Below are 20,617 nucleotides of genomic sequence, written 5' to 3' on the forward strand. Positions count from 1 at the left end.
CGCGGACCACGGACGGTCCGACGGGCGTCGCTGCCCGGTCCGGCGGCAGGCCGGTGGTCGCGGCCGGTACCGACCGGTCGAGTCTAATGTCCGCGTGCCGGACACCGAGCGGCGCGCCCGGTGCCACCGGCCGGTTACCGCCATTCCGGGAGGTCGGTCGGGGGGTACGGGTCAATCCGCATTGACGAACGGGCGTTCCGGTCGCGGGGTCGGGGCCGAGGAGTGTCAGTGGCGGCCGAGGGCGCCGGACTCGCCCATCTCGCTCATCACCAGGGCCAGCGCGCCGAGCACCTCCGCGCGGCCGCCCAGGGTGCCGGGGACGACCGACAGCTGGCGGGCGGCGCTGGGGATCGCGTAGCGGGCGACCGAGTCGCGGATGGGGGCGAGCACCAGCTCACCGGCCTCGGCGAGGTCGCCGCCGAGGATCACCCGGCGGGGGTTGAGCAGGTTGCACAGGGTCGCCACGCCCGTACCGATCTGGCGGCCGGCGTCGGCGATCACCCGGCGGCAGCCGAGGTCGCCCTGGTGGGCCAGCTCGACCACCCGGGGCAGCGAGAGGTCCGGGCCGAGGGTCGAGGTGAGCAGCGAGAGCAGGTAGCGGGAGCCGACGAAGGTCTCCAGGCAGCCGCGGTTGCCGCAGCGGCAGACCGGGCCGGCCTCGTCCAGGGTGATGTGCCCGATCTCACCCGCGGTGCCGCCCGGGCCGCGGTAGATCTGGCCGTTGACCACCAGGCCGGCGCCCACGCCGCTGGCGATCTTGATGTACGCGAGGTCGCTCAGGCCCCGGCCCGCGCCCCAGACCAGCTCGCCGAGCGCGCCCAGGTTGGCGTCGTTGTCCACGTGCACCGGCATGCCGAGCCGCTCCGCCAGCTCCCGGCCCGGGGCGATGCCCGTCCAGCCCGGCAGGATCGCGGTCGAGCCGAGCGCGCCGGTCTCCACGTCGATCGGGCCCGGCACGCCGAGGCCGACCCCGATCACCTTCTCCGGGCGGAACCCGGCCTGCTCCAGCAGCCGCTCGACCATCGCCTCGGCCCGGTCGAAGCCCTGCGCGGCGGAGACGTCCACGTCGATCGGGGCGCTCTCCTCGGCCAGCACCCGGTGCGCGAGGTTGCCGACGGCGACGCGGAGGTGGGTGTGACCGAAGTCGATGCCGACCACGATGCCGGCGTCACCGCTGAGCGAGACGCTGCGGGCGCGGCGGCCGCCGGAGGAGGTGTCGGCGACCACGACGGTGCCGCTCTCCTTCAGTTCCCGCACGATGTTGGAGACGGTGGCCGCGGAGAGGCCGGTGCCGCGGGCGATCTCGGCCTGGGTGAGCGAACCGGCCATCCGCACCGCGCGGAGCACCCGTTCCAGGTTCGCCCGGTGCAGGGACGACTGTGAGCCCGGTGTGTCCGTCGACATGATCCACCCTCCCAGGGGTGGGGAACCCTACGCCGGGTGTCCCCTTCAACTCCTGAAGCCTACGGCTCGGGGGTGGGAAGGGGGTGGGGTGGTTGTTCGGGGGGCTCTCGGGAGGGTGGCTGCGGGGGCGGTGGACGGGGTGCGGGGGCGGAGTGGGTGGGGGGTGAAGGTGTTGCGTGGTCAGGGCGTGTAGGGGCGGAGCGGTGGTCCTGACAGCGGCTGAAAACCCACCCGCCACTACCATGGTGCCGAATCTCACCCGTCCCACCGGACCGTGGACGGTACCGGCAGGGGGACGCTTCCAGACATGACGGGGAATCAGATGGCAGGGGATCACCCTACGCCGGGTGCGGGCGACGCATCCGGCAGCGGCCCGCAGGACAACCGGGGCGTCTCGTTCGGGCGCCCGGCAGGCGGCGTGGATCCTGCCGCCGTCGCGGACCAGATGACACAGCTCGACGGCTCGGCGATCCCGGGTCAGGCCGCGCCCGTCGGGCCGCCGCCGGCGCAGCCGCCGGTGGGTGGTGCCGACTACGCGGCCTACGCGCCGACCGCGGCCGGCGGGTTCCCCGCGCAGGCGCCGGCGCCCGGTGCGCCGATCGGTCCGTACGATCCCGTGCCCGGTGGCGGTTACGCCGCGCCGGACGCCTCCCAGGGCTACGGGTACGACTACCAGCAGCAGGCCGGGTACACCTACCCGGGCGTGCCGGTGCCCGCGGCGCCCAAGCAGCGCAACCCGGTGATGCTGTGGGGCGGGATCATCGGCGGCGTGCTGGCGATCGCCATCGTGATCGGACTGGTCATCCTGCTCCAGCCGAACCCCAAGCCCAACCCGAACCCCGGTCCCGTGGCCGACTCGGGCGGCACCAGCACCAGCACCTCCGCCGGCGGAACCAGCGGGACGACCGGGGACACCACGGCCGACCCGTCCAACGCCACGTACAAGCTCGCGTGGAACGCCGCCAAGGACCCCAACGCGGACTCGTCCTCGCAGCTGCTCGGTGTCTGGGGTTCCACCTCGGGCTCCGACTCGTTCGCCGTGCGCGCGGACACCACCGGCATCCGGGCGTACAACCTGGCGGACGGCAAGCAGGCCTGGAACATCCCGGTGCCGTCCGGCAGCAAGGAGCTGTGCACCGCCTCCCGCTCGCGCAACGCCAAGAACATCATCGCGGTCTCCTTCAACACCGGTGACTACGACTGTTCCACCATCGGTGCCGTCGACATCGCCCAGGGCAAGCTGCTCTGGAGCGTCAAGGCCAGCTCGGACAAGCTGTCCAATCCGGCCCTGAGCGTCACCGACAAGGTGGTCGCCGTCGGTTCCCTCGGCGCGCTGAACATCGACAACGGACAGTCCGTCTGGCAGTTCAAGGGGCGCGGCAAGGACTGCACCGTGTACGGCGCCGCGGCCGGCTCCGTGATCGCGGCCAGCGACCGCTGCTACGACACCGGCCTCCAGAAGTCGGTGCTGCAGATCGTCAACGCCGAGACCGGCAATCCCGTCAGCCAGGCGATCCCGCTCAACGGCCAGATCGAGCGCATCGACGCGGTCATCAGCACCCAGCCGCTGGTGGTCCTGATGTCCGGCGGCACGAACGGCGACTACATCCTGCCGTTCGACGAGAGCTACAAGCCCGGAAACCCGATGTCGACCAAGGAGGCCGGCTCGGACAGCCTGCGCCTGTCCGGCCAGTCCGACGCCATCAGCAACAACATGGTCGTCGGCAAGACGCTGTACGTCCAGATCGACGGCAGCAAGTCGGGCATCAACGCGTACGACCTGGGCACCGGCAAGCGCCTCTGGTCCGTCAGCTCCCCGTCGTCCAGCAACGACATGCGGCTGGTCCCCGGCACCACCAAGGACGGCAAGGTCCGGGCCATCGTCGGCCAGGGCTACGACAAGCCGGCCAAGCTGGTCGCGCTGTCACCGAACGACGGCTCGATGAGCGACATCGGCACCATGTCGATGCCGAACGGCCTGGACATCGGGATGAGCATGGTCCAGTACTTCATTCCCGACGACAACAGCCAGGTGGTCGCCTACCGTCGCGGCAGCGGCTACGCGCCGCCGCTGACGAAGTGGTCGAAGTGACGTAGGGAGACTGACGTCCCCAGCAAGGGCGGGGCGGGTCCGGGCCGATGGTCCCGGGGCCGCCCCGCCTTCGGTTTATCCGGTCGGGGCAGCCCTCGGGCATGCGAGGATTCGGTCCATCAGCCTGACGAAGGAGTGCAGCGAGTGCCCGGCACCAACCTGACCCGCGAAGAGGCCCGCACCCGGGCCGACCTCATCCGGGTGGACGCGTACGACATCGAGCTCGACCTCGGCTCGGCCCGTGACGGCGGCACGTTCCGGTCCACGACCGTGGTCCGGTTCACCGCCACGACCCCCGGCGCCGACACCTTCATCGACCTCGTCGCCCCGGGCGTCGAGGAGATCATCCTCAACGGCACCCCGCTCGACCCGGCCGGCTTCGCCGACAGCCGCATCCCGCTGCCCGGCCTGGCCGCCGACAACGAGCTGCGGGTGGTCGCCAACTGCGCCTACACCAACACCGGTGAGGGCCTGCACCGGTTCGTCGACCCGGTCGACGGCGAGACCTACCTGTACACCCAGTTCGAGGTGCCGGACGCCCGGCAGGTCTTCGCGAACTTCGAACAGCCGGACCTGAAGGCCACGTTCGCCTTCACCGTGACCGCCCCCACCGGCTGGGTCGTGGTCTCCAACTCGCCCACCCCCGAGCCCGTCGGCGAAGGCCCCACCCAGGTCTGGAAGTTCGAGCCGACCGGCCGGATCTCCAGCTACATCACCGCGCTCGTCGCCGGCCCGTACGTGGGGGTCTTCGACACCTACGAGAACGGCGAGCAGCGGGTGCCGCTGGGCGTGTACTGCCGCCCCTCGATGCGCGAGTACCTGGACGCCGAGGCGATCTTCGAGGTCACCAAGCAGGGCTTCGACTACTTCCAGGAGAAGTTCGACTACCCGTACCCGTTCGCCAAGTACGACCAGCTCTTCGTCCCGGAGTTCAACGCCGGCGCGATGGAGAACGCGGGCGCCGTCACCCTGCGCGACCAGTACGTGTTCCGCTCCAAGGTCACCGACGCCGCGTACGAGGCGCGCGCCGCCACGATCCTGCACGAGCTCGCCCACATGTGGTTCGGCGACCTCGTCACCATGGAGTGGTGGAACGACCTCTGGCTCAACGAGTCCTTCGCGACCTTCGCCGAGGCCGTCTGCCAGGCCGAGGCCCCCGGCTCCAAGTGGCCGCAGTCCTGGACCACGTTCGCCAACCAGATGAAGACCTGGGCCTACCGGCAGGACCAGCTGCCGTCCACCCACCCGATCATGGCGGACATCAACGACCTGGAGGACGTCCAGGTCAACTTCGACGGCATCACCTACGCCAAGGGCGCCTCGGTGCTCAAGCAACTGGTGGCGTACGTCGGCCAGGACGCCTTCTTCCAGGGCGTGCAGGCGTACTTCAAGCGCCACGCCTGGGGCAACACGCGGCTCAGCGACCTGCTCGGGGCGCTGGAGGAGGCCAGCGGGCGCGACCTGAAGGCGTGGTCCAAGGCCTGGCTGGAGACCGCGGGCATCAACGTGCTGCGGCCGTCCATCGTGCTGAACACGGACGGTGAGATCGAGTCCTTCGCCGTCCTGCAGGAGGCCCCCGCGCTGCCGGCCGGCGCCAAGGGCGAGGCCGTGCTGCGGCCGCACCGGATCGCCATCGGCCTGTACGAGCTGGTGGACGGCGGTTCGCTGGTGCGGACGGACCGGATCGAGCTGGACCTCGACGGCGCGCGCACCGAGGTGCCGGAGCTGGTGGGGCGCCACCGGCCGGCCGTCGTGCTGCTGAACGACGACGACCTGTCGTACGCCAAGATCCGGCTGGACGAGGACTCGATGGCCGTCGTCACCGAGAACCTCGGCGGCTTCACCGAGTCGCTGCCGCGCGCGCTGTGCTGGGCCTCCGCCTGGGACATGACCCGCGACGGCGAGCTGGCCGCCCGCGACTACCTGTCGCTGGCGCTGTCCGGTATCGGGCGGGAGACCGACATCGGCGTCGTGCAGTCCGTGCAGCGCCAGGTCAAGCTGGCTCTGGACGCCTACACCGACCCGGACTGGCGCGAGCAGGGCCTCGCCCGCTGGGCCGCCGCCGCCGAGGAGCACCTGCGCGCCGCCGAGCCCGGCAGCGACCACCAGCTGGCCTGGGCCCGCACCCTCGCCTCGGTCGCCCGCACGGACGGTCAGCTGGGCCTGCTGGCCGGGCTGCTGGACGGTTCGGTGGAGATCAAGGGCCTGGCGGTGGACACCGAGCTGCGCTGGTCGCTGCTGTCCCGGCTCTCCGCCACCGGCCGCGCCGACGAGGCCGCGGTCGTGGCGGAGCTGGAGCGCGACAACACCGCGGCCGGCCAGGAGCACGCGGCCACCTGCCGCGCCTCCCGCCCGACCGCGGAGGCGAAGGCGCAGGCCTGGGCCTCGGTGGTGGAGTCAGACAAGCTGACCAACTATGTGCAGGAGGCCGTGATCGCCGGCTTCCAGCAGTCGGACCAGCGGGAGCTGCTGGCGCCGTACGCGGAGAAGTACTTCGCCGTGGTGAAGAACATCTGGGAGACCCGCAGCCACGAGATCTCGCAGCAGATCATCGTCGGGCTGTACCCGGCGCTGCAGGTCTCCGAGGCGACGCTGGCCGCCACGGACGCCTGGCTGGCCTCGGCGGAACCGGCTCCGGCGCTGCGGCGCCAGGTGGTCGAGGCCCGGGCCGGGGTCGAGCGCGCGCTCAAGGCGCAGGCGGTCGACAAGGCGGCCGGGGCGCGCTGACCCGGTTTTAAGCTCGAATGCCCGAAGGGGCGCCGGACGAATCGTCCGGCGCCCCTTCGGGGTTGTGCGGGTCCTGGTGGACGTCGAGTCCGGTGGACGCGGCGGTTACTTCTTCTTCTTGCCGTACGGCAGAGCCGCCAGGGCCGCGATGACGGCGAACGCGGCGAGCGGGATCAGCACGTACAGGCCGATGGTCTGGCCGACGCCCAGGCCGGCACCCGGGTCGTCGCCGTCGTCCCTGGTGAGGGCCATGGCGGGCGACGACAGCAGCATCATCAGCGTGACCGTTGCGGAGACCGCGCCGGCTCGCAAAGCGTTCCTCTTGTCCACGTTTCCAACTTACCCGCCGCTTACGGGAGGGCGCGCGTCGGGGTGGTGCTGTCGGTTCCGGTTACGAGTTCCGGGGGTTGGCAGGGCCAGGAGGTGGGCGAGGAGGCGGGCGGCGGGGGTGGCGGCGAGGCGGTCCAGGGTGACCGGATCGCCCGCGCCGTCGGCGACCGGGAGGCGCCAGTTCGGGTACTGGTCCCAGGTGCCGGGCAGGTTCTGCGGGCGCGGGTCGCCGACCAGGTCCGGCAGCCAGACGCCGACCAGCTCCGCCGGGGTGGAGCGGAGGAAGCGGTACAGGATCGGCATCGACAGCGGCTCGTCGGGGGTGAGCAGGTCGAGGGCGGTCAGCTCGGCCCGCCAGGCCGCCAGCTCGTCGGCCGCCTCCTGCTGCTCCTCCTCCAGCGGGCGGGCCAGCAGGCCGAGCCGGTGCCGCAGTTCGACGTGCTCGCCGGAGAGCCGGGCGGCGGTGCTCGGCAGGTCGTGGGTGGTGAGGGTGGCCAGGCAGCCGGGGCGCCAGCGGTCCGGGGGCAGGATGCCGCCGTCGGCCTGCCAGTCCCGTTCGAACCAGAGCACGGAGGTGCCGAGGATGCCCCGGGCCGCCAGCTCCTCCCGTACGCCCGGCTCGACCGTGCCCAGGTCCTCGCCGATCACCGCCGTACCGGCCCGGTGGGCCTCCAGGGCGAGCACGCCGAGCATCGCCTCGGCGTCGTAGCGGACGTAGGCGCCTTCGGTGGGAGGGTGGCCGTTCGGGACCCACCAGAGGCGGAAGAGGCCCATCACGTGGTCGATGCGCAGGGCCCCGGCGTGGCGTGTTGCCGCCCGCAGCAGCTCCGCGTACGGGGCGTAGCCGGCTGCGGCGAGGGCGTCCGGGCGCCAGGGCGGGAGGCCCCAGTCCTGGCCGTGGGCGTTGAAGGCGTCCGGCGGGGCGCCGACCGAGATGCCGCCGGCCAGCACGTCCTGGAGCGCCCAGGCGTCGGCGCCGTCCGGGTGGACGCCGACGGCGAGGTCGTGGATCAGGCCGACCGGCATGCCTGCCTCACGGGCGCTGCGCTGGGCGGCGGCGAGCTGCTGGTCGACCTGCCAGGCGAGCCAGCGGTGGAACTCGACCTGTTCCCGGAGTTCCTTCTCCGCTTGTTCGATCTGTGGGCCGTTCGGGTGACGCAGGCCCTTCGGCCAGTGGTGCCAGTCGGCGCCGTGGGCCTCGGCCAGGGCGTTCCACAGCGCGTGCCGGCGCAGCCACTCGCCCTCGCGCCGCTGGAACGCCTCGTACGCCGCCTGGCGGCCCGGGCCGCGCGGGACCTCGTGGAGGATCTCCAGGGCCTCGCGCTTGAGTTGCCAGACGGCGTCGCGGTCGACCAGGCCGTCGTGGGCGAGGACCTCGTCGCGCAGCCGGGCCGCCCGTCGGGTCGGCTCCTCGGCCCGCTCCCGCTGCTCCGTGTCCAGGTAGGCGTACTCGGGGACGGCCTCGATCCGCAGGTGCACCGGGTCGGCGAAGCGGCGGGAGGACGGGCGGTACGGGGACGGGTCGGAGGGCGTGCCGGGCGTCGCGGGCAGCCCCTGGTGCAGCGGGTTGATCTGCACGAAGCCCGCGCCGAGATCGGCGCCCGCCCACTGGGCGAGTTCGGCGAGGTCGCCGAGGTCGCCCATGCCCCAGGAGCGGTCGGACAGCACGGAGTACAGCTGGGCGAGGAACCCCCAGCTGCGGCCGGGGAGTTGGGGCAGCCTCTGCGGGGCGACGATCAGCGGCGCTTGTTCCTTCTTGTTGTTGCTCTCCGCCTTGAGGGTGTGCCGCCCGAGCGGCAGGTCCGCGGGCAGCCAGTGCGAGTGGCCGCGCGGCAGCTCCCAACTGCCGCCGTCCTCCAGCTCCACGTACAGCCGGGCGTCGGCCGGCACGTCGAGCGCGGTGCGCCGCCCCTGCCGCACCACCACGCACGGCGGCAGCAACTTGTGGTGCTGCTCGGCCCGGTGACGCTCCAGCGCCTCCCGCACCTCCTCCGGCGACCCCGCCGCCACCCCCAGCGCCCCCAGCACCGCCACCAGCGTCCGCGCCCCCACCGCCTGCCCGCCCGGCCCCGGATACCGGGCATCCACCCCGTACGCCTGCGCCAGTGCCACCAGTTCGGCCGGCGGTGGCGGCGCGTCCTGCGCCGGTACCGTCAGCCCGTCGGCTCCGTCACTGTCGTGGTAAGCGGCCACTCGCGGCTCCTGCGATGTCTCGGCAACGCCCGGTCAGGACTCCCAAGTCCTACCCGGGTGACACCTCGATCACCCAGCGCGACACGGCCGCAGCCCACCGGCACGACGTGGGGCCCGGCTCGACGCGTCGAGCCGGGCCCCACGGTCCGGGTGTTGTCGGCGCGTCGTCAGGAACAGTCCGGACAGTGGGATGAATCGGGGCAAAGTAGGCATAGCCGTCGGTGACGTTGACACCGGGTTGGGTAGCTGGTGGGGTTGCTCGCATTGTGGTCCAGGCCTGGCGAGGAGGCCCCTGTGCAAGCCCGTGTGTCCGTTGTGGCCGGGCGGCGGCTGCGGCAGCAGTTGGAGCAGACTCCGGCGCTGCGCGAGGTGCTGCACCATCCGGCGGCGCTGGCGGCGCGGCGGGCGACGGCGCGGACGTGCCGTCAGCTGGCGCCGCGGACCGCGGACCGGATGATCGCCGACCTGAAGGGGACGGAGCCGCTGTTGGCATCGGTGCGGGCGGAGCGTGCGGCCGGGCGGCCGGGGCGGCGGGCGATGCAGATCGCGGCCGGGGTGGTGACCGCGGCGGTGGTCGGCGGACTGCTGGCCGGGCCGCTGCCGTCGACGGCGTACGCCGCGACGCCCGGGCCGGACGTGGTGAGCACCGCGCCGCAGACGCCGCTGGGCAGCGTGACCGACCCGCAGGTGTTCCCGCACCCGCAGGAGCAGACCGTGGGGGGCAAGCCGGTCACCGTGCCGGCCGCCGTGACGCTGGTGACCGCGCCCAAGGTGGACCGGGGCGCGGTGGACGCCGTCCGCGAGGTGATGACCATCGCCGGGGCCACCGACGTGACCCCGCAGGCCGACGGCGGGACGCCGGCCGCCGGATCGCTGGTGGTGTACATCGGCGGGCCCGCCGAGGGCGCCGATGGCGAGGTGGACCGGACGCTGCGCCAGCTGAGCGCCGCGGCCGGCGGCAAGGACGGCTCCGCGCCCTCCACCGCGGGCATGCCGCCCGGTGGCTACGTGCTGTCGACCGGTCAGCTGCCCGCCCAGGGCGGCGGGACGTACGGCGCGGTGGTGCTGGCGGGCGCGGACGCCGCCGGCACCTTCTACGCCGCGCAGAGCCTGCGCCAGCTGCTCGCCGCCGTACCGGCCGGGCAGGGCCAGGGGCCGGGCGCGGCCGGGCTCGGGCTGCCCGGGATCACGTTGCGGGACTGGCCGAGCGGCGCGCCGGTGCGCGGCACCGCGGAGGCGTTCTACGGCACCCCGTGGACCGCCCAGCAGCGGCTCGACCAGGTGGACTTCCTGGGCCGCTCCAAGCAGAACTTCTACCTCTACGCCCCGGGTGACGACCCGTTCCGGCTCAACCGCTGGCGCGACGCCTACCCCGCCGACCAGCAGTCCGACCTGCGCGAGCTCGGCGACCGGGCCCGGCAGAACCACGTCACCCTCGGCTACGCGATCGACCCCGGGCAGTCCCTCTGCTTCAGCGACGACGACGACGTCGACGCGCTGGTCAGGAAGCTGGACGGGCTGCGCAAGCTCGGCTTCACCGCGTTCCAGCTGCAGTTCCTCGACGTCAGCTACGACGAGTGGCACTGCGGAGACGACCGCGACAAGTACGGCACCGGCCCGGCCGCCGCCGCCAAGGCCCAGGCCGCGCTGGTCAAGAAGGTGCAGGACCGGCTGATCGCGAAGAACCCGGGCCTGGCGCCGCTGTCCATCGTCCCGACCGAGTACCACAAGCAGGGCTCCACGCCCTACCGCAAGGCGCTGGCCGACGCGCTGCCCGGCGGCGTGCAGGTGGCCTGGAGCGGCGGCGGGGTGATCCCGGAGAAGATCACCGGCGCCCAGACCTCGGACACCGGCAGCCTGTACGGGCACCCGCTGATCACCATGGACAACTACCCGGTCAACGACGCCAGCCCGGACCGGCTCTTCCTCGGCGCCTACACCGGCCGCGATCCGGAGGTGGCCACCCGCTCGGCGGTGCTGCTGACCGGCGCGATGCAGCAACCGGTGGCCTCCCGGATAGCGCTCGCCACGGCCGGCGACTTCGCCTGGAACCCGTCCGGCTACAAGCCAGACGACTCCTGGCAGGCCGCGGTGCGCTCGCTGGCCGGGCCGACCGGCGCCGCCGCCACGCCCGCCGGGTCGGCGCTGTCCGCCGTCACCGCGCTGGCCGGCAACAGCACCTCCTCGCCGCTGGCCAAGCAGGAGTCCGGCTACCTGCAGCCGCTGCTGGACCAGTTCTGGGCCAACGCCGAGCCCACCTCCGGCGCGGCCCCGGACCTCAACAAGCTGATAGCGGCCGCGGCACCACTGCGGGACGCCTTCACCGCGATGGCGGGCGCCCAGCGGACCCTGGCCGGCACCCAGGCCACCGCCCAGCTGGCCACCGAGGCCGGCCCCTGGCTCGGCCCGCTGCGCGACTACGGGCTGGCCGGGCAGGCCGCGCTGGACATGCTGCTGGCCCAGCACGGCGGCGACGGCGCGGCGGCCTGGAAGGCCCGGGTGCAGCTCAACCGGCTGCGCGCGCAGCTCGCCCAGGCCCCGGCGACCATCGGCGCGGGCGTGCTCGGCCCGTTCCTGGACCGCGCCGTGCGCGCCGCCGACAACTGGTCCGGCGTGGTCAGCGGTGGGGTCACCCCGACCAGCAGCATGGGCACCGCGCACGACCACATGCCCGCGCTGATGGTCGACGGGCAGGCCGACACCTTCTACTGGAGTTCCGCTCCCCCGCAGCCCGGCGACTCGGTCGGCGTCGACCTCGGCGCGGGCCGGCCGATCAGCGGCGTCACCGTGCTGATGGGCGGCTGGGGCGACGGCCCGGACGCCCAGAACGCCGTGGACGACTACATCCGCGACGGCGTGCTGGAGTACACCACCGGCGAGGGCGGCTGGAAGCAGCTCGCCGTGGTGAAGAACCAGAAGACGGTCAGCGCCCAGCTGCCGGCCGGCACCGTGGTGCGGGCGGTGCGGCTGCGGGCCACCGCCGTGCAGAAGACCGCCGTCGCGGTGCGCGAGTTCACCGTGACCGCCCCGGACGAGTCCCCGGCCAGCGTCTCCGGCGGGCCGGCCGCGCTGCCCGGCTCCTCGGCCGCGGCCGTACTGGACGGCAACCCGGACACCGCGTACCGCGCCGCCGAGGCGCCCACCGCACTGGACGAGCCGCTCACCGTCGAGCTCGGCAGCGCCCGCCCGCTGGACCGGCTCACCGTGCTGACCGACCCGAACGTGCACGCCAGCGCCACCGTCGCGGTGCGCCGCTCCGACGGCAGCTGGGTGGACATCGGCACCGTGCAGCCCGGCTACAACGAGCTGCCGGCCGGCGGGCAGGCCGCCGACGCGTTCCGGCTGACCTGGAAGCCCGGCGGCGACCCACCGGTGGTCAACCAGGTGATCCCCTGGTACGCGGACGCCCCGGCGGCCCGGCTGAGCCTCACCGACCCGGCCCTGGACGTGGTCACCGGCGCCTCCGCGCCCGCCAAGACCCAGGCCACCGTCGAGGCCGGCCGCCCCGAGGGCACCACCGGCGAGCTGCGCACCGAGGTGCCGGCCGCCGCCAAGGGCCTGACCGTGACCCCGTCCGGCCCGGTGACCGTGCCGCGCGGCGGCCGGGTGGGCGTACCGCTGCTGGTCAGCGCCGCGCAGGGGACGCCCTCCGGGACGTACCAGGTGCCGGTGTCGTACGTGGCGGGCGGCACCACCGTGAAGCAGGTGCTGCAGGTGCACGTGGTGCCGCCGACCGGCGGGCCGGACCTGGCGGTCGGCGCGCAGGCGAGCTCCTCGGGCGACGAGACGCCGAACTTCCCGGCCTCGGCGATCGCCGACGGCGACCCGAAGACCCGCTGGTCCTCGCCCGCCAAGGACGACGCCTGGGTGCAGCTGGCGCTGCCGCAGGCGGCCCACCTGGGGGCGGCGGTGCTGCACTGGCAGTCCGCGTACGCCTCCTCGTACAAGATCCAGGTCTCGGCGGACGGCAGCAGCTGGACGGACGCGGCGACGGTGGACAACGGCAAGGGCGGCGACGAGACGGTGCGCTTCGACGCGCCGAACGTCCAGTACGTCCGGATGCAGGGCGTGGCGCGGGCCACCAAGTTCGGCTACTCGCTGTACGGGATCGAGCTGTACGCCGTCACCGCTCCGGCCGCCCCGCCGCAGCCGCCGGCCAACCCGCCGGGCCAGCCGGGGGCGCCGAGCCAGCCGGGCCAGCCGGGGACGCCGGTCGCGCCGCCGACGACGAAGCCGTAGTCGTAGCCGTGGGCGTAGGCGGCCGCGTTCGTGGCCGTGGCTTCAGCCGGATATGCGGCGGGCCGCCGGGCTCCCCTTCGCGGGGGGCGCGGCGGCCCATGAGGCGCGTGCCGACGGTGTGACGGGCGGGCCCTTTGTGTCGCTTCGGTCAGGCGGAGAGCGGTTCGGGCTGCTCGCCGCGGCGGACGGGGGCGGGATGGGCGGCGTGCGCCCGGCCGATCGGGACGGAGTGGGTCGGCTCGGTATGGTCGTGGTGCTCGTACTCGCCCCACTGCGGGGCGCGCAGCTGGTCACCGCCGCCGTACGGCTCCAGGTAGGGCCGCCAGCGCGGATCCTTGATCCCGGTGCCGATGATCCGCCAGGCGAGGCCGCTGGGCGGTGCGGGTGGTCGTTTCATCCGCCAGCCGAGTTCGGTCAGGTGGCGGTCGGCCTTGGTGTGGTTGCAGCGGCGGCAGGCCGCCACCACGTTGTCCCACCGGTGCTGGCCGCCCCGGCTGCGCGGGATGACGTGGTCGACGCTGGTGGCGGCGGCCCCGCAGTAGACGCAGCGGCCGTGGTCGCGGGCGAACAGCGCCCGGCGGGTGAGCGGGACGGGCCCGCAGAACGGGACCCGGACGAACCGGGTCAGACGGACGACGGACGGCGCCGGTAGGGCGCTGGTGGCGCTGTGCAGAGTGACTCCCGTGTCCTCCAGGCTGACCGCCTTGTGGTTGAGGACCAGGATGAGTGCGCGGCGCATCGATACGACGCCGAGTGGCTCGTAGGACGCGTTGAGGACCAGGACATGCGGCACGGATGCCTCCTTGGACGCCTGCGGCGCGTGGCTCGCGCCGGGACGAGCGGTTGGATCGCGCAACGAGTGCGCGATCTCCCCCAGTGTCGCCTTACGCCTTCGTGCGGCGCCACCACTCCTGTGTAACGGTGCTGACGTGAACTCCGGGTGTGGTCTTCGTCATAGCCGGTATGCCCGGGGGAAGGTCAGGTTTCACCCGGGTGGCGCCAGGGCGGGGCGCGGTGGCCGGGCCGGGGCGCGGCTCGGCCGATCGGAGCAGTCCGCTGGGCCGTACGGCGGCGGGGCTGCGGCCGTTCGGGGTGGTGGGGCCGGTGGTGCGGGCGTGGCGCCGGGGTGGCGCGCGGATGGTGCCCGGGGGGAGCGCACTGGGGCATTGACGGGGCGTCCGGGGGCGGCGTACGCCCGGCGGCCGGTCCGGGCTGGTGTTCGGCGCCGGATAGGCTAGCCCGCACGGTCCGCGGGCCGCTTGCGCGGCGCGGGCCGGTCACGCCCCCAGCAAGGAAGGTCCCGCACGTGTTCCGCTCCGGCGCCACCGGTCCGATCGACGCGTCCTCGACGCTCTCCACCCCGACGCCGGCCCCCTCCCCCACCGCGTCCCCCACCGCGCCGGAGCTGCCGCAGCTGCGGATCCCCACCAGCGCGCAGGACGTCACCGACACCACCAAGCAGGCGGCCAGCTGGTTCGACACCCACTGGCAGGCCTGGTTGGCGGGCGGCCTGCAGATCGTCCTGATCATCGTGCTGGCGCTGGTGCTGCGGGTCGTGGTGAGCAAGCTGATCACCCAGTTGATAGCGCGGATGGCACGCGGTCACGACCACCACGAGGAAAGCCGCCTCGGCGGGCTGCTGGCCAACCACGGGGTGGTGAACCCGGAGCGGCGCCAGCAGCGCTCGGAGGCGATCGGCTCGGTGCTGCGCAGCATGGCCTCCTTCACCATCCTGGGCACGGCGGCGCTGATGGTGCTCTCCGCGCTCGGGATGAACCTGGCGCCGCTGCTGGCCAGTGCCGGTGTGGCCGGTGTGGCGATCGGTTTCGGCGCCCGCAACCTGGTGACGGACTTCCTCTCCGGGGTCTTCATGATCATGGAGGACCAGTACGGCGTCGGCGACGAGATCGACACCGGGGTGGCCACCGGCACGGTGCTGGAGGTCGGGCTGCGGGTGACCAAGCTGCGCGGGGCCAACGGCGAGATCTGGTACATCCGCAACGGCGAGGTGAAGCGGATCGCCAACATGAGCCAGGGCTGGGCCACCGCCTCGGTGGACGTGCAGGTCGGGTACAAGGAGAACCTGCAGCGGGTCGAGGACCTGATCCAGGAGACCGCCGAAGGGCTGTCCAAGGAGACGCCGTACGACGAGCTGGTCTGGGCGCCGGTGTCGATCCTGGGCGTGGAGTCGGTGGCGGCGGACTCGGTGATGGTGCGGGTCGAGGCCCGGACCGCACCGGGCAAGGCTCCCGTGGTCTCCCGGGCGCTGCGCCAGCGCCTGAAGACGGCCTTCGACCAGGCCGGGATCAAGGTCAAGGAGGAGGCCCCGACGGCGGCCACCGGGGTGTCGATCACCGCGGTGGAGCCCGCGCCGCCGTCCGCCCTGTCGGACCCGACCTCGCCGCGCTACCGGGCGGCCGAACCGATCCCGCTCCCCAAGCCGCCGACGGACGACCCGACGATCGCGAAGCCGTAGCGGCTCCGTCGACCGAGAGCCCCCGCTCCCACTCCGGTGTTACATGCTTTCCCCTGGCTTCGGGCGGCCCGGCCGTTGCCGGCCGGGCCGCCCACCCATCGCGGTGGTCGCGGGTCGGGCCAGGTGGGAGCGCTCCTGCGGCACTGGCACCGGCGGCCCCGGTCCTCCTTGGCCGACCCAGGCAAGGGCGCATGGACCGTCGAGAGGCAGACCTACAAGCCCACCGGCCGCACGCTTACCGGCGACCGGTCCCGCCACTGCTTCGGCCACGAGGCCCACGTCCGAGCCGAAGCCGCGTTCCGTGGCCTCGCCGTCCGGTGGCTACCGGACCATGTAGCGGTACAACGGGGCGCCGTCCCAAGCCGGGACCTTGTCGCCCAGCTCTCGGTAACCGAGGGCTTCGTACATCTTCATCGCAGCCTGCGCTTCGGGCCGGACCGCAAGCGTGACGCGCTCCACCCGGGCCCCTTCGAGTACGGCGGCGTGCAGTTCCCGGCCCAGTCCCTGCCGACGCCGTTCCGGAGCCACGGCGATCTCCCGGATCACGAACGTCCGGCGCCCGTCTTCGCGGATGAAGTCATCGTCCAGGCCGAGGCCATTCCACCAACGGCTGTCCGACTGGAGCAGGACACCGAAAGCGAACCCGACCAGGGCGGCACCCGAGCGGGCCAGTACCAGTCGGAAGCCCGGCATGGTCCGGAACGACTCGTAGCCCTCCAGGAACTCGGCCAGGTCGCGAGGCCCCTCGAAGTACGGCGGCTCTGCGAACACCCGCTCGTACAGCGGTGCAATCTCGTCCAGCAGCTGGGCAGCGACGTCCGGATCGGTGAAGGTCTCGAAGACGGGCATCTGCACGATTCTCCTAAGCGATCAGGTGGGCGGTGCTGGCAGCCGCCAGAGCGGGATTCAACAGCTTGAGGTGGGAGTGCGCCTCCTGCATCGACGTGCGCGCCCGACCGGACGACACCTCGGTCAGCAAGGCGGCTCCCGCGGCGAGTTCGTGGGCCGACTCCTCGGCCTCACCCGCTTGCGCGAGCGACCCGGCGAGGTTGAACCGCACCAGCGCCTCGTTCCGCGCGTAGTTGGTCTCCTGGTGTCGGAGAGAGCGCCTCAGCCAGTCCACGGCCGCCCTGTGGTGCCCCGCCTCCGTGAAGAGGGACGCCTGCGCCAGCGCCAACTCCGCCGGTCCGTGGAACACCGCCCAGTCGGGCACCGGCCGCTCGTTGCGCTCCCGCTCGAAGGTGCGAGTCGCCTGCGCCAAAGTGGACCGGGCCCTCGCGGGGTCTCCCATCATCGCGAGCGCGCGGGCCTCCCGAGTCATCAGGATGGACATCAGCGAGGGGGGCGCCCACGATGCGGCCCTCGCCTGCGCCCTGCGGGCGAGATCGAGCGCCGTATCAGGCTTGCGCTCTCGAAGACTCATCAGCGCCATGGACGCCATCACCACTACGGCGAGCGAGTTGTCTCGGAGTTCCTCGGCTCGGGTGAGTGCGTGGTGCCAATGCGTCCGGGCCCGGTCGTTGTCGCCGGCGTCGAAGGCCAGCCACGCCACGTGTTCCGCAGTCTCCCCCGCGATCAGTCGGAGCTGGCGGCCGATCGCCGTCGGGTAGCTGGTGGTGGCGATCAGCCGTTCGACCCGAGCGAGGTGGGCTTGCGCCAGGGGACCGACTGTCGCACCGCCAAACCGGTCGTCCAGCCCGTACAAGGAAGCGAGCCCGGCCCTCAGGTCCGTGACGGTCTCGGTTCCGGCCCGCGGCGGCGTCAGTGTGGCGGACACGGCGGCACCGCCGGCTAAGGCGAGAAAGGATCGGCGGTTCACGTCTTCCAACTCTTCTCGTGGCGCGGGCGGTGGTCCTGATCGGCGGTGTGGCGGCACGGTGAAACCCGCCTGCTCCAACGGGATACCCAACATCGCTTCGAGAACCCGTTGGCGCGCCGGGTGAGGGCAGGGTGGTAACGGCTGCCGCCAGCGGTGGTACTGGCGGCTGCTCACCTCTTCGTCCTCTCCGAGCTTGCGCGCCGTCGCCGCGTATACCTGCCTGAACCGAGCCGGGCTGCTCCAGCCGAACTCCGCACACAGGCAGGTGAATTGTGTCTCCACATCACAGACGGTAACCCGCGGGCGGCTGACCGTGGAGAGCCCCGCGCGTGGAAAAGTCCTTCGAAAAGTCCGCTGGTTCTCAGCCGTTGATCTCGCCGTGGCGGTCAACTGGTCCTGCCAGCCGGAGTGACGGTGCGATTACTCATCGTCATACAGGGTCGGCTGGCTCTTTGAGGGGCTTCTCTGGCCGCTCACACCGGCCTTCGGCAGCTCGCCACTCTCCCCGCGCCTGTCAGCGGGTTTGAATCGGAAGGAGTGCACGACATGGACGACAAGAACGGCACCAGCAACGGATCCGGCGACCACAACGGCGACAAGCCGAAGAGCGAATAGCTGGACCGGCGCGTCACAGCCCGACAGCCCGTCCGACTCCTCCTTGCGGGCGGGCCGCCCCCGGAGGTCTGACGGGCCGGGGCTGCACCACCACCCCTGCACGACTCTGCTCGCCCACTCCCGGGCGAGCAGAGCCAACCCGATTGGAGAGGCACATGAGCACCGTCACCATCAAGCCCGGTGAGCCGGAGATCAACGACCTGACGCGACGCCTGGACCACTCGGTCCCGGACGGCGACTTCGCGCCGGAGACGGGCGTCGAGTCCCTGACGCGACGCCTGGACCACTCGGTCCCGGACGGGGACTTCGCGCTGGGGGGAACCGAGATCTGACTTCGGTTCTGACCTGATGCCGCCTGGTTGACGGCATGGCGGGTCGGCTTGGGAGAGCAGCCGAGCCGACCCGCCACCTCCTGATTCGCCATCTGCACGTTCCGACCTTGGAGAGTCCATCGTGTCGACCACTATTGCCAGCCGCGTAGAGTCCGGCTCCTTCTTCGATCTAGGGCGCAAGGACCCGGCGCTGACCCGGCTCCGCGAGGGAGGTTCCGAGTGGGCTCTCCCATTCGCCCTGATGGAGCGCCTCGTGAAGTCCGGTACTCCCTACGCGGAGTGCGCCCGCTCCCTGCGCAGCGACGGCGTGACCGTGGCTGGAGTGAGCTTCGACTGGTTCGACGCCGAGCTTCCCGACGAGATCGCCGACGAGATCAACCTGACGGACTACGAGATCGTCGAGCACACCGACGAGCGCCGCGCGGCACTGACCCAGGCACTGGACCGCCTGTCCTTGGTCCACCCCGAGGGATTCGCCCGCGTGCGCGAATTCGTGCGTGGGCTCCTGTGGGTGGGCCTCAAACCCGGTGTTCGCGCCTCCTCGCTGACCAGTTCCAGCGACCCGGCACTCCCGTACGTCATCGTGTTCTCCGAGAAGGCCCGGCACCACATCCCGCCGAACACCGTCAGCCCGGAGCCGTCCCACATCTTCCTGGCAGAGAACCTCCTGCACGAGGGGACGCATCAGTCGATCAGCTTCCACGTCCTCCAGCACCAGGTCTTCACCGACGGGTACTCCTCCAAGACCTCTCCCAAGATTGAGATCGCGTGGCGTGCCTCGCAAGGAGTAGCCCGCAACCAGTTCTGGGAGATTGACCGGGCTTTCCACGCGACCTGCGTGTACAACCAATTGCTGCGGTTCCGCCAGACCGAGCTGGGCCGCGACGACCTGACGCCCAACGAGCGCGCTAACTTCCAGAGCGCCTACGACGAGGGACTCCCGGCCGTCCGCTACCTCATGCGCGAACTCGAACTCCTGAGTGGGCACTTCTCCTCGCACGGGGTGGAGCTGCTGGCCGACTTGCGCCACCAGACCGACCAGCTGTAGCACCGACCAGCCAGAGCAGCAGAGCAAGGGAGGGGCGGATGCTCCAGCACCTCATCACCCAGGACGAGCGCCTGCGCATGGTCCCCACCGACCGCGACCAGTTGGCCGCCGCCGTCGAGGGGCTCCGCGAGGATCTTCGGGCGCTTCCCGCAGGCACGGACCCCAACCAGGAGCGCGTCTTGGCCCGATGGATCGGCATCGGCCTCGTGAGCCTGGGCGACCCCGATGAAGCACGGCTGATCCTGCGGCAGGCACTCGAGCTGGCCACTGCCAGTGGGAGTTCCGGTGCCGTCATCGCCACGCAGCTCAACCTCGGGGACGCCTACCGCTATGGCGGTGACGTGGAGACCGCAGGTACGTTCTACCGCAGCGCCCTGGGTACCGCCCGAAGTCAGCGGTCCGACCTCGTCGACTTCGCTCTCCAGCACCTCGGGAAGCACCTCATGGAGCAGGGCGACCTCCTGTCGGCACGCACATGTCTACGGGAAGCTCAGCAGCTGCGGATCGCCAAGGGTGACCTGGGACTGATCGAGTCCACACAGGCCGCCCTTGAGCGTGTGGAGGGACTGCTCGGTCAGCGGGAAGCAGCGCAGTGGAGCAGGGGCTGGACCTCATGGCTCCAGTCCCGCATCACAGCCCGGACTCCGGCCCGGTGGGCCGAGGAATTTCCCGCCCTCCGGGACGCCGTGCGCGATCTCACCGCCCACGAGCGGGTGCCACCCCGCCATCTGCGTGATCAGTCGTTTCCTGTCGAGTTGCTCGCCGCTATGGCAGAGGAGGCCGGGAAGGCCCTGGCAGCTGACGGGTACCTCCACAACGGCAAGTGGAACGCGGCTGTCGGAGAGGCGGCCAACCGCTTCGCCGGACAAGTCGATCTCGCCGCAGTCGTAGCGCGGTCCGCCGGCCTGGAGGTCGAGCAACCGCACAACGGCGTCTACATCGCCTACGAGGAAGGACAGTTCCTCGACTTCCACGTTGACGAGTTCGGCTTCGGTGAGGCCAATCTGATCCTTTGCCTCAAGCACGTTCGCCCCACCGGTGCGCCCAGGGTCAGCACCACCGTCTTCATCAACGCTGACGGCTACCTCGAATGCGATCTCGCCGCGGGTGACTGCGTCGTATTCGACGGCGCGCTCACGCCGCACGGCCGCACACCCCTCAGCGCCGGAGAGAGCGTCACCCTCATCAGCTTCGGCTTCCGCGCGCGTGATCAGGCTCGGCGCACGGTCACGGACCTCCCACCGGCCCCAGGGCAGTGACGGTGCGCTCGATCGCGACGGGGCGGTGAGAGGAAGCTGTGATTGCCCCACAGCCTTCCCGCCTTTGCGCAGGAAGTCGGTCC

The 20,617-nt window shown here is 72.1% G+C and carries 13 protein-coding genes; 7 read left to right on the top strand and 6 right to left on the bottom strand.

Features of this window, described 5'->3' with window-relative positions:
* Nucleotides 1–225 precede the first annotated feature (225 nt).
* Complete coding sequence (locus ACIG5E_RS15320) at nt 226–1,404, bottom strand: ROK family transcriptional regulator (protein ID WP_270143379.1); 1,179 nt, start codon at nt 1,402–1,404, stop codon at nt 226–228.
* Between the two features lie 445 nt (nt 1,405–1,849).
* Here ACIG5E_RS15320 and ACIG5E_RS15325 point away from each other — a divergent pair, with 445 nt between their 5' ends.
* Together ACIG5E_RS15325 and pepN are read left to right on the top strand one after the other, a co-directional pair.
* Complete coding sequence (locus tag ACIG5E_RS15325) at nt 1,850–3,496, top strand: PQQ-binding-like beta-propeller repeat protein (protein ID WP_396533887.1); 1,647 nt, start codon at nt 1,850–1,852, stop codon at nt 3,494–3,496.
* 144 nt (nt 3,497–3,640) lie between these two features.
* On the top strand, nt 3,641–6,223 hold the full coding sequence (gene pepN / locus ACIG5E_RS15330; protein WP_396533888.1) for an aminopeptidase N: 2,583 nt from the start codon (nt 3,641–3,643) through the stop codon (nt 6,221–6,223).
* Between the two features lie 105 nt (nt 6,224–6,328).
* Here pepN and ACIG5E_RS15335 read toward each other — a convergent pair whose 3' ends face one another.
* Nucleotides 6,329–6,553, bottom strand: coding sequence for a hypothetical protein (locus ACIG5E_RS15335; protein ID WP_396533889.1), 225 nt, complete (start codon nt 6,551–6,553; stop codon nt 6,329–6,331).
* Nucleotides 6,554–6,562: 9 nt separating this feature from the next.
* Nucleotides 6,563–8,710 (bottom strand): 4-alpha-glucanotransferase, encoded by a 2,148-nt coding sequence (gene malQ / locus ACIG5E_RS15340; RefSeq protein ID WP_396533996.1) that lies wholly within the window; start codon nt 8,708–8,710, stop codon nt 6,563–6,565.
* A 330-nt stretch (nt 8,711–9,040) separates the two neighbouring features.
* Here malQ and ACIG5E_RS15345 point away from each other — a divergent pair, with 330 nt between their 5' ends.
* Entirely contained in the window at nt 9,041–12,985 is a 3,945-nt protein-coding gene (locus ACIG5E_RS15345) for a beta-N-acetylglucosaminidase domain-containing protein (protein ID WP_396533890.1), read from the top strand.
* Nucleotides 12,986–13,133: 148 nt separating this feature from the next.
* Here ACIG5E_RS15345 and ACIG5E_RS15350 read toward each other — a convergent pair whose 3' ends face one another.
* Nucleotides 13,134–13,778: an HNH endonuclease gene (locus ACIG5E_RS15350; RefSeq protein WP_030287845.1), complete on the bottom strand. Its 645-nt coding sequence runs from the start codon at nt 13,776–13,778 to the stop codon at nt 13,134–13,136.
* A 513-nt stretch (nt 13,779–14,291) separates the two neighbouring features.
* Between ACIG5E_RS15350 and ACIG5E_RS15355 the strand changes: the two genes are divergently transcribed.
* A complete protein-coding gene (locus ACIG5E_RS15355) occupies nt 14,292–15,461 on the top strand; it encodes a mechanosensitive ion channel family protein (protein WP_396533891.1) in 1,170 nt (389 codons plus the stop codon).
* 321 nt (nt 15,462–15,782) lie between these two features.
* Here the strand turns inward: ACIG5E_RS15355 and ACIG5E_RS15360 are convergent, their stop codons facing one another.
* Together ACIG5E_RS15360 and ACIG5E_RS15365 are read right to left on the bottom strand one after the other, a co-directional pair.
* The gene (locus ACIG5E_RS15360; protein ID WP_396533892.1) at nt 15,783–16,310 is read right to left on the bottom strand and encodes a GNAT family N-acetyltransferase; all 528 of its coding nucleotides are present in this window, start codon (nt 16,308–16,310) and stop codon (nt 15,783–15,785) included.
* A 13-nt stretch (nt 16,311–16,323) separates the two neighbouring features.
* Nucleotides 16,324–17,562 carry a hypothetical protein gene (locus ACIG5E_RS15365; protein WP_396533893.1) on the bottom strand — a complete coding sequence of 413 codons (1,239 nt, stop codon included), beginning with the start codon at nt 17,560–17,562 and terminating at the stop codon, nt 16,324–16,326.
* Between the two features lie 488 nt (nt 17,563–18,050).
* Here ACIG5E_RS15365 and ACIG5E_RS15370 point away from each other — a divergent pair, with 488 nt between their 5' ends.
* From ACIG5E_RS15370 to ACIG5E_RS15380, 3 genes are all read left to right on the top strand, one after another.
* The gene (locus tag ACIG5E_RS15370; protein ID WP_396533894.1) at nt 18,051–18,227 is read left to right on the top strand and encodes a hypothetical protein; all 177 of its coding nucleotides are present in this window, start codon (nt 18,051–18,053) and stop codon (nt 18,225–18,227) included.
* 253 nt (nt 18,228–18,480) lie between these two features.
* Entirely contained in the window at nt 18,481–19,275 is a 795-nt protein-coding gene (locus tag ACIG5E_RS15375) for a hypothetical protein (protein WP_396533895.1), read from the top strand.
* A 38-nt stretch (nt 19,276–19,313) separates the two neighbouring features.
* Nucleotides 19,314–20,534: a tetratricopeptide repeat protein gene (locus tag ACIG5E_RS15380; protein WP_396533896.1), complete on the top strand. Its 1,221-nt coding sequence runs from the start codon at nt 19,314–19,316 to the stop codon at nt 20,532–20,534.
* The last annotated feature ends 83 nt before the right edge of the window (nt 20,535–20,617 follow it).

Origin of the sequence: Kitasatospora sp. NPDC053057 (genome assembly GCF_044546945.1) — a bacterium.
In the GTDB taxonomy this organism is placed as follows: domain Bacteria; phylum Actinomycetota; class Actinomycetes; order Streptomycetales; family Streptomycetaceae; genus Kitasatospora.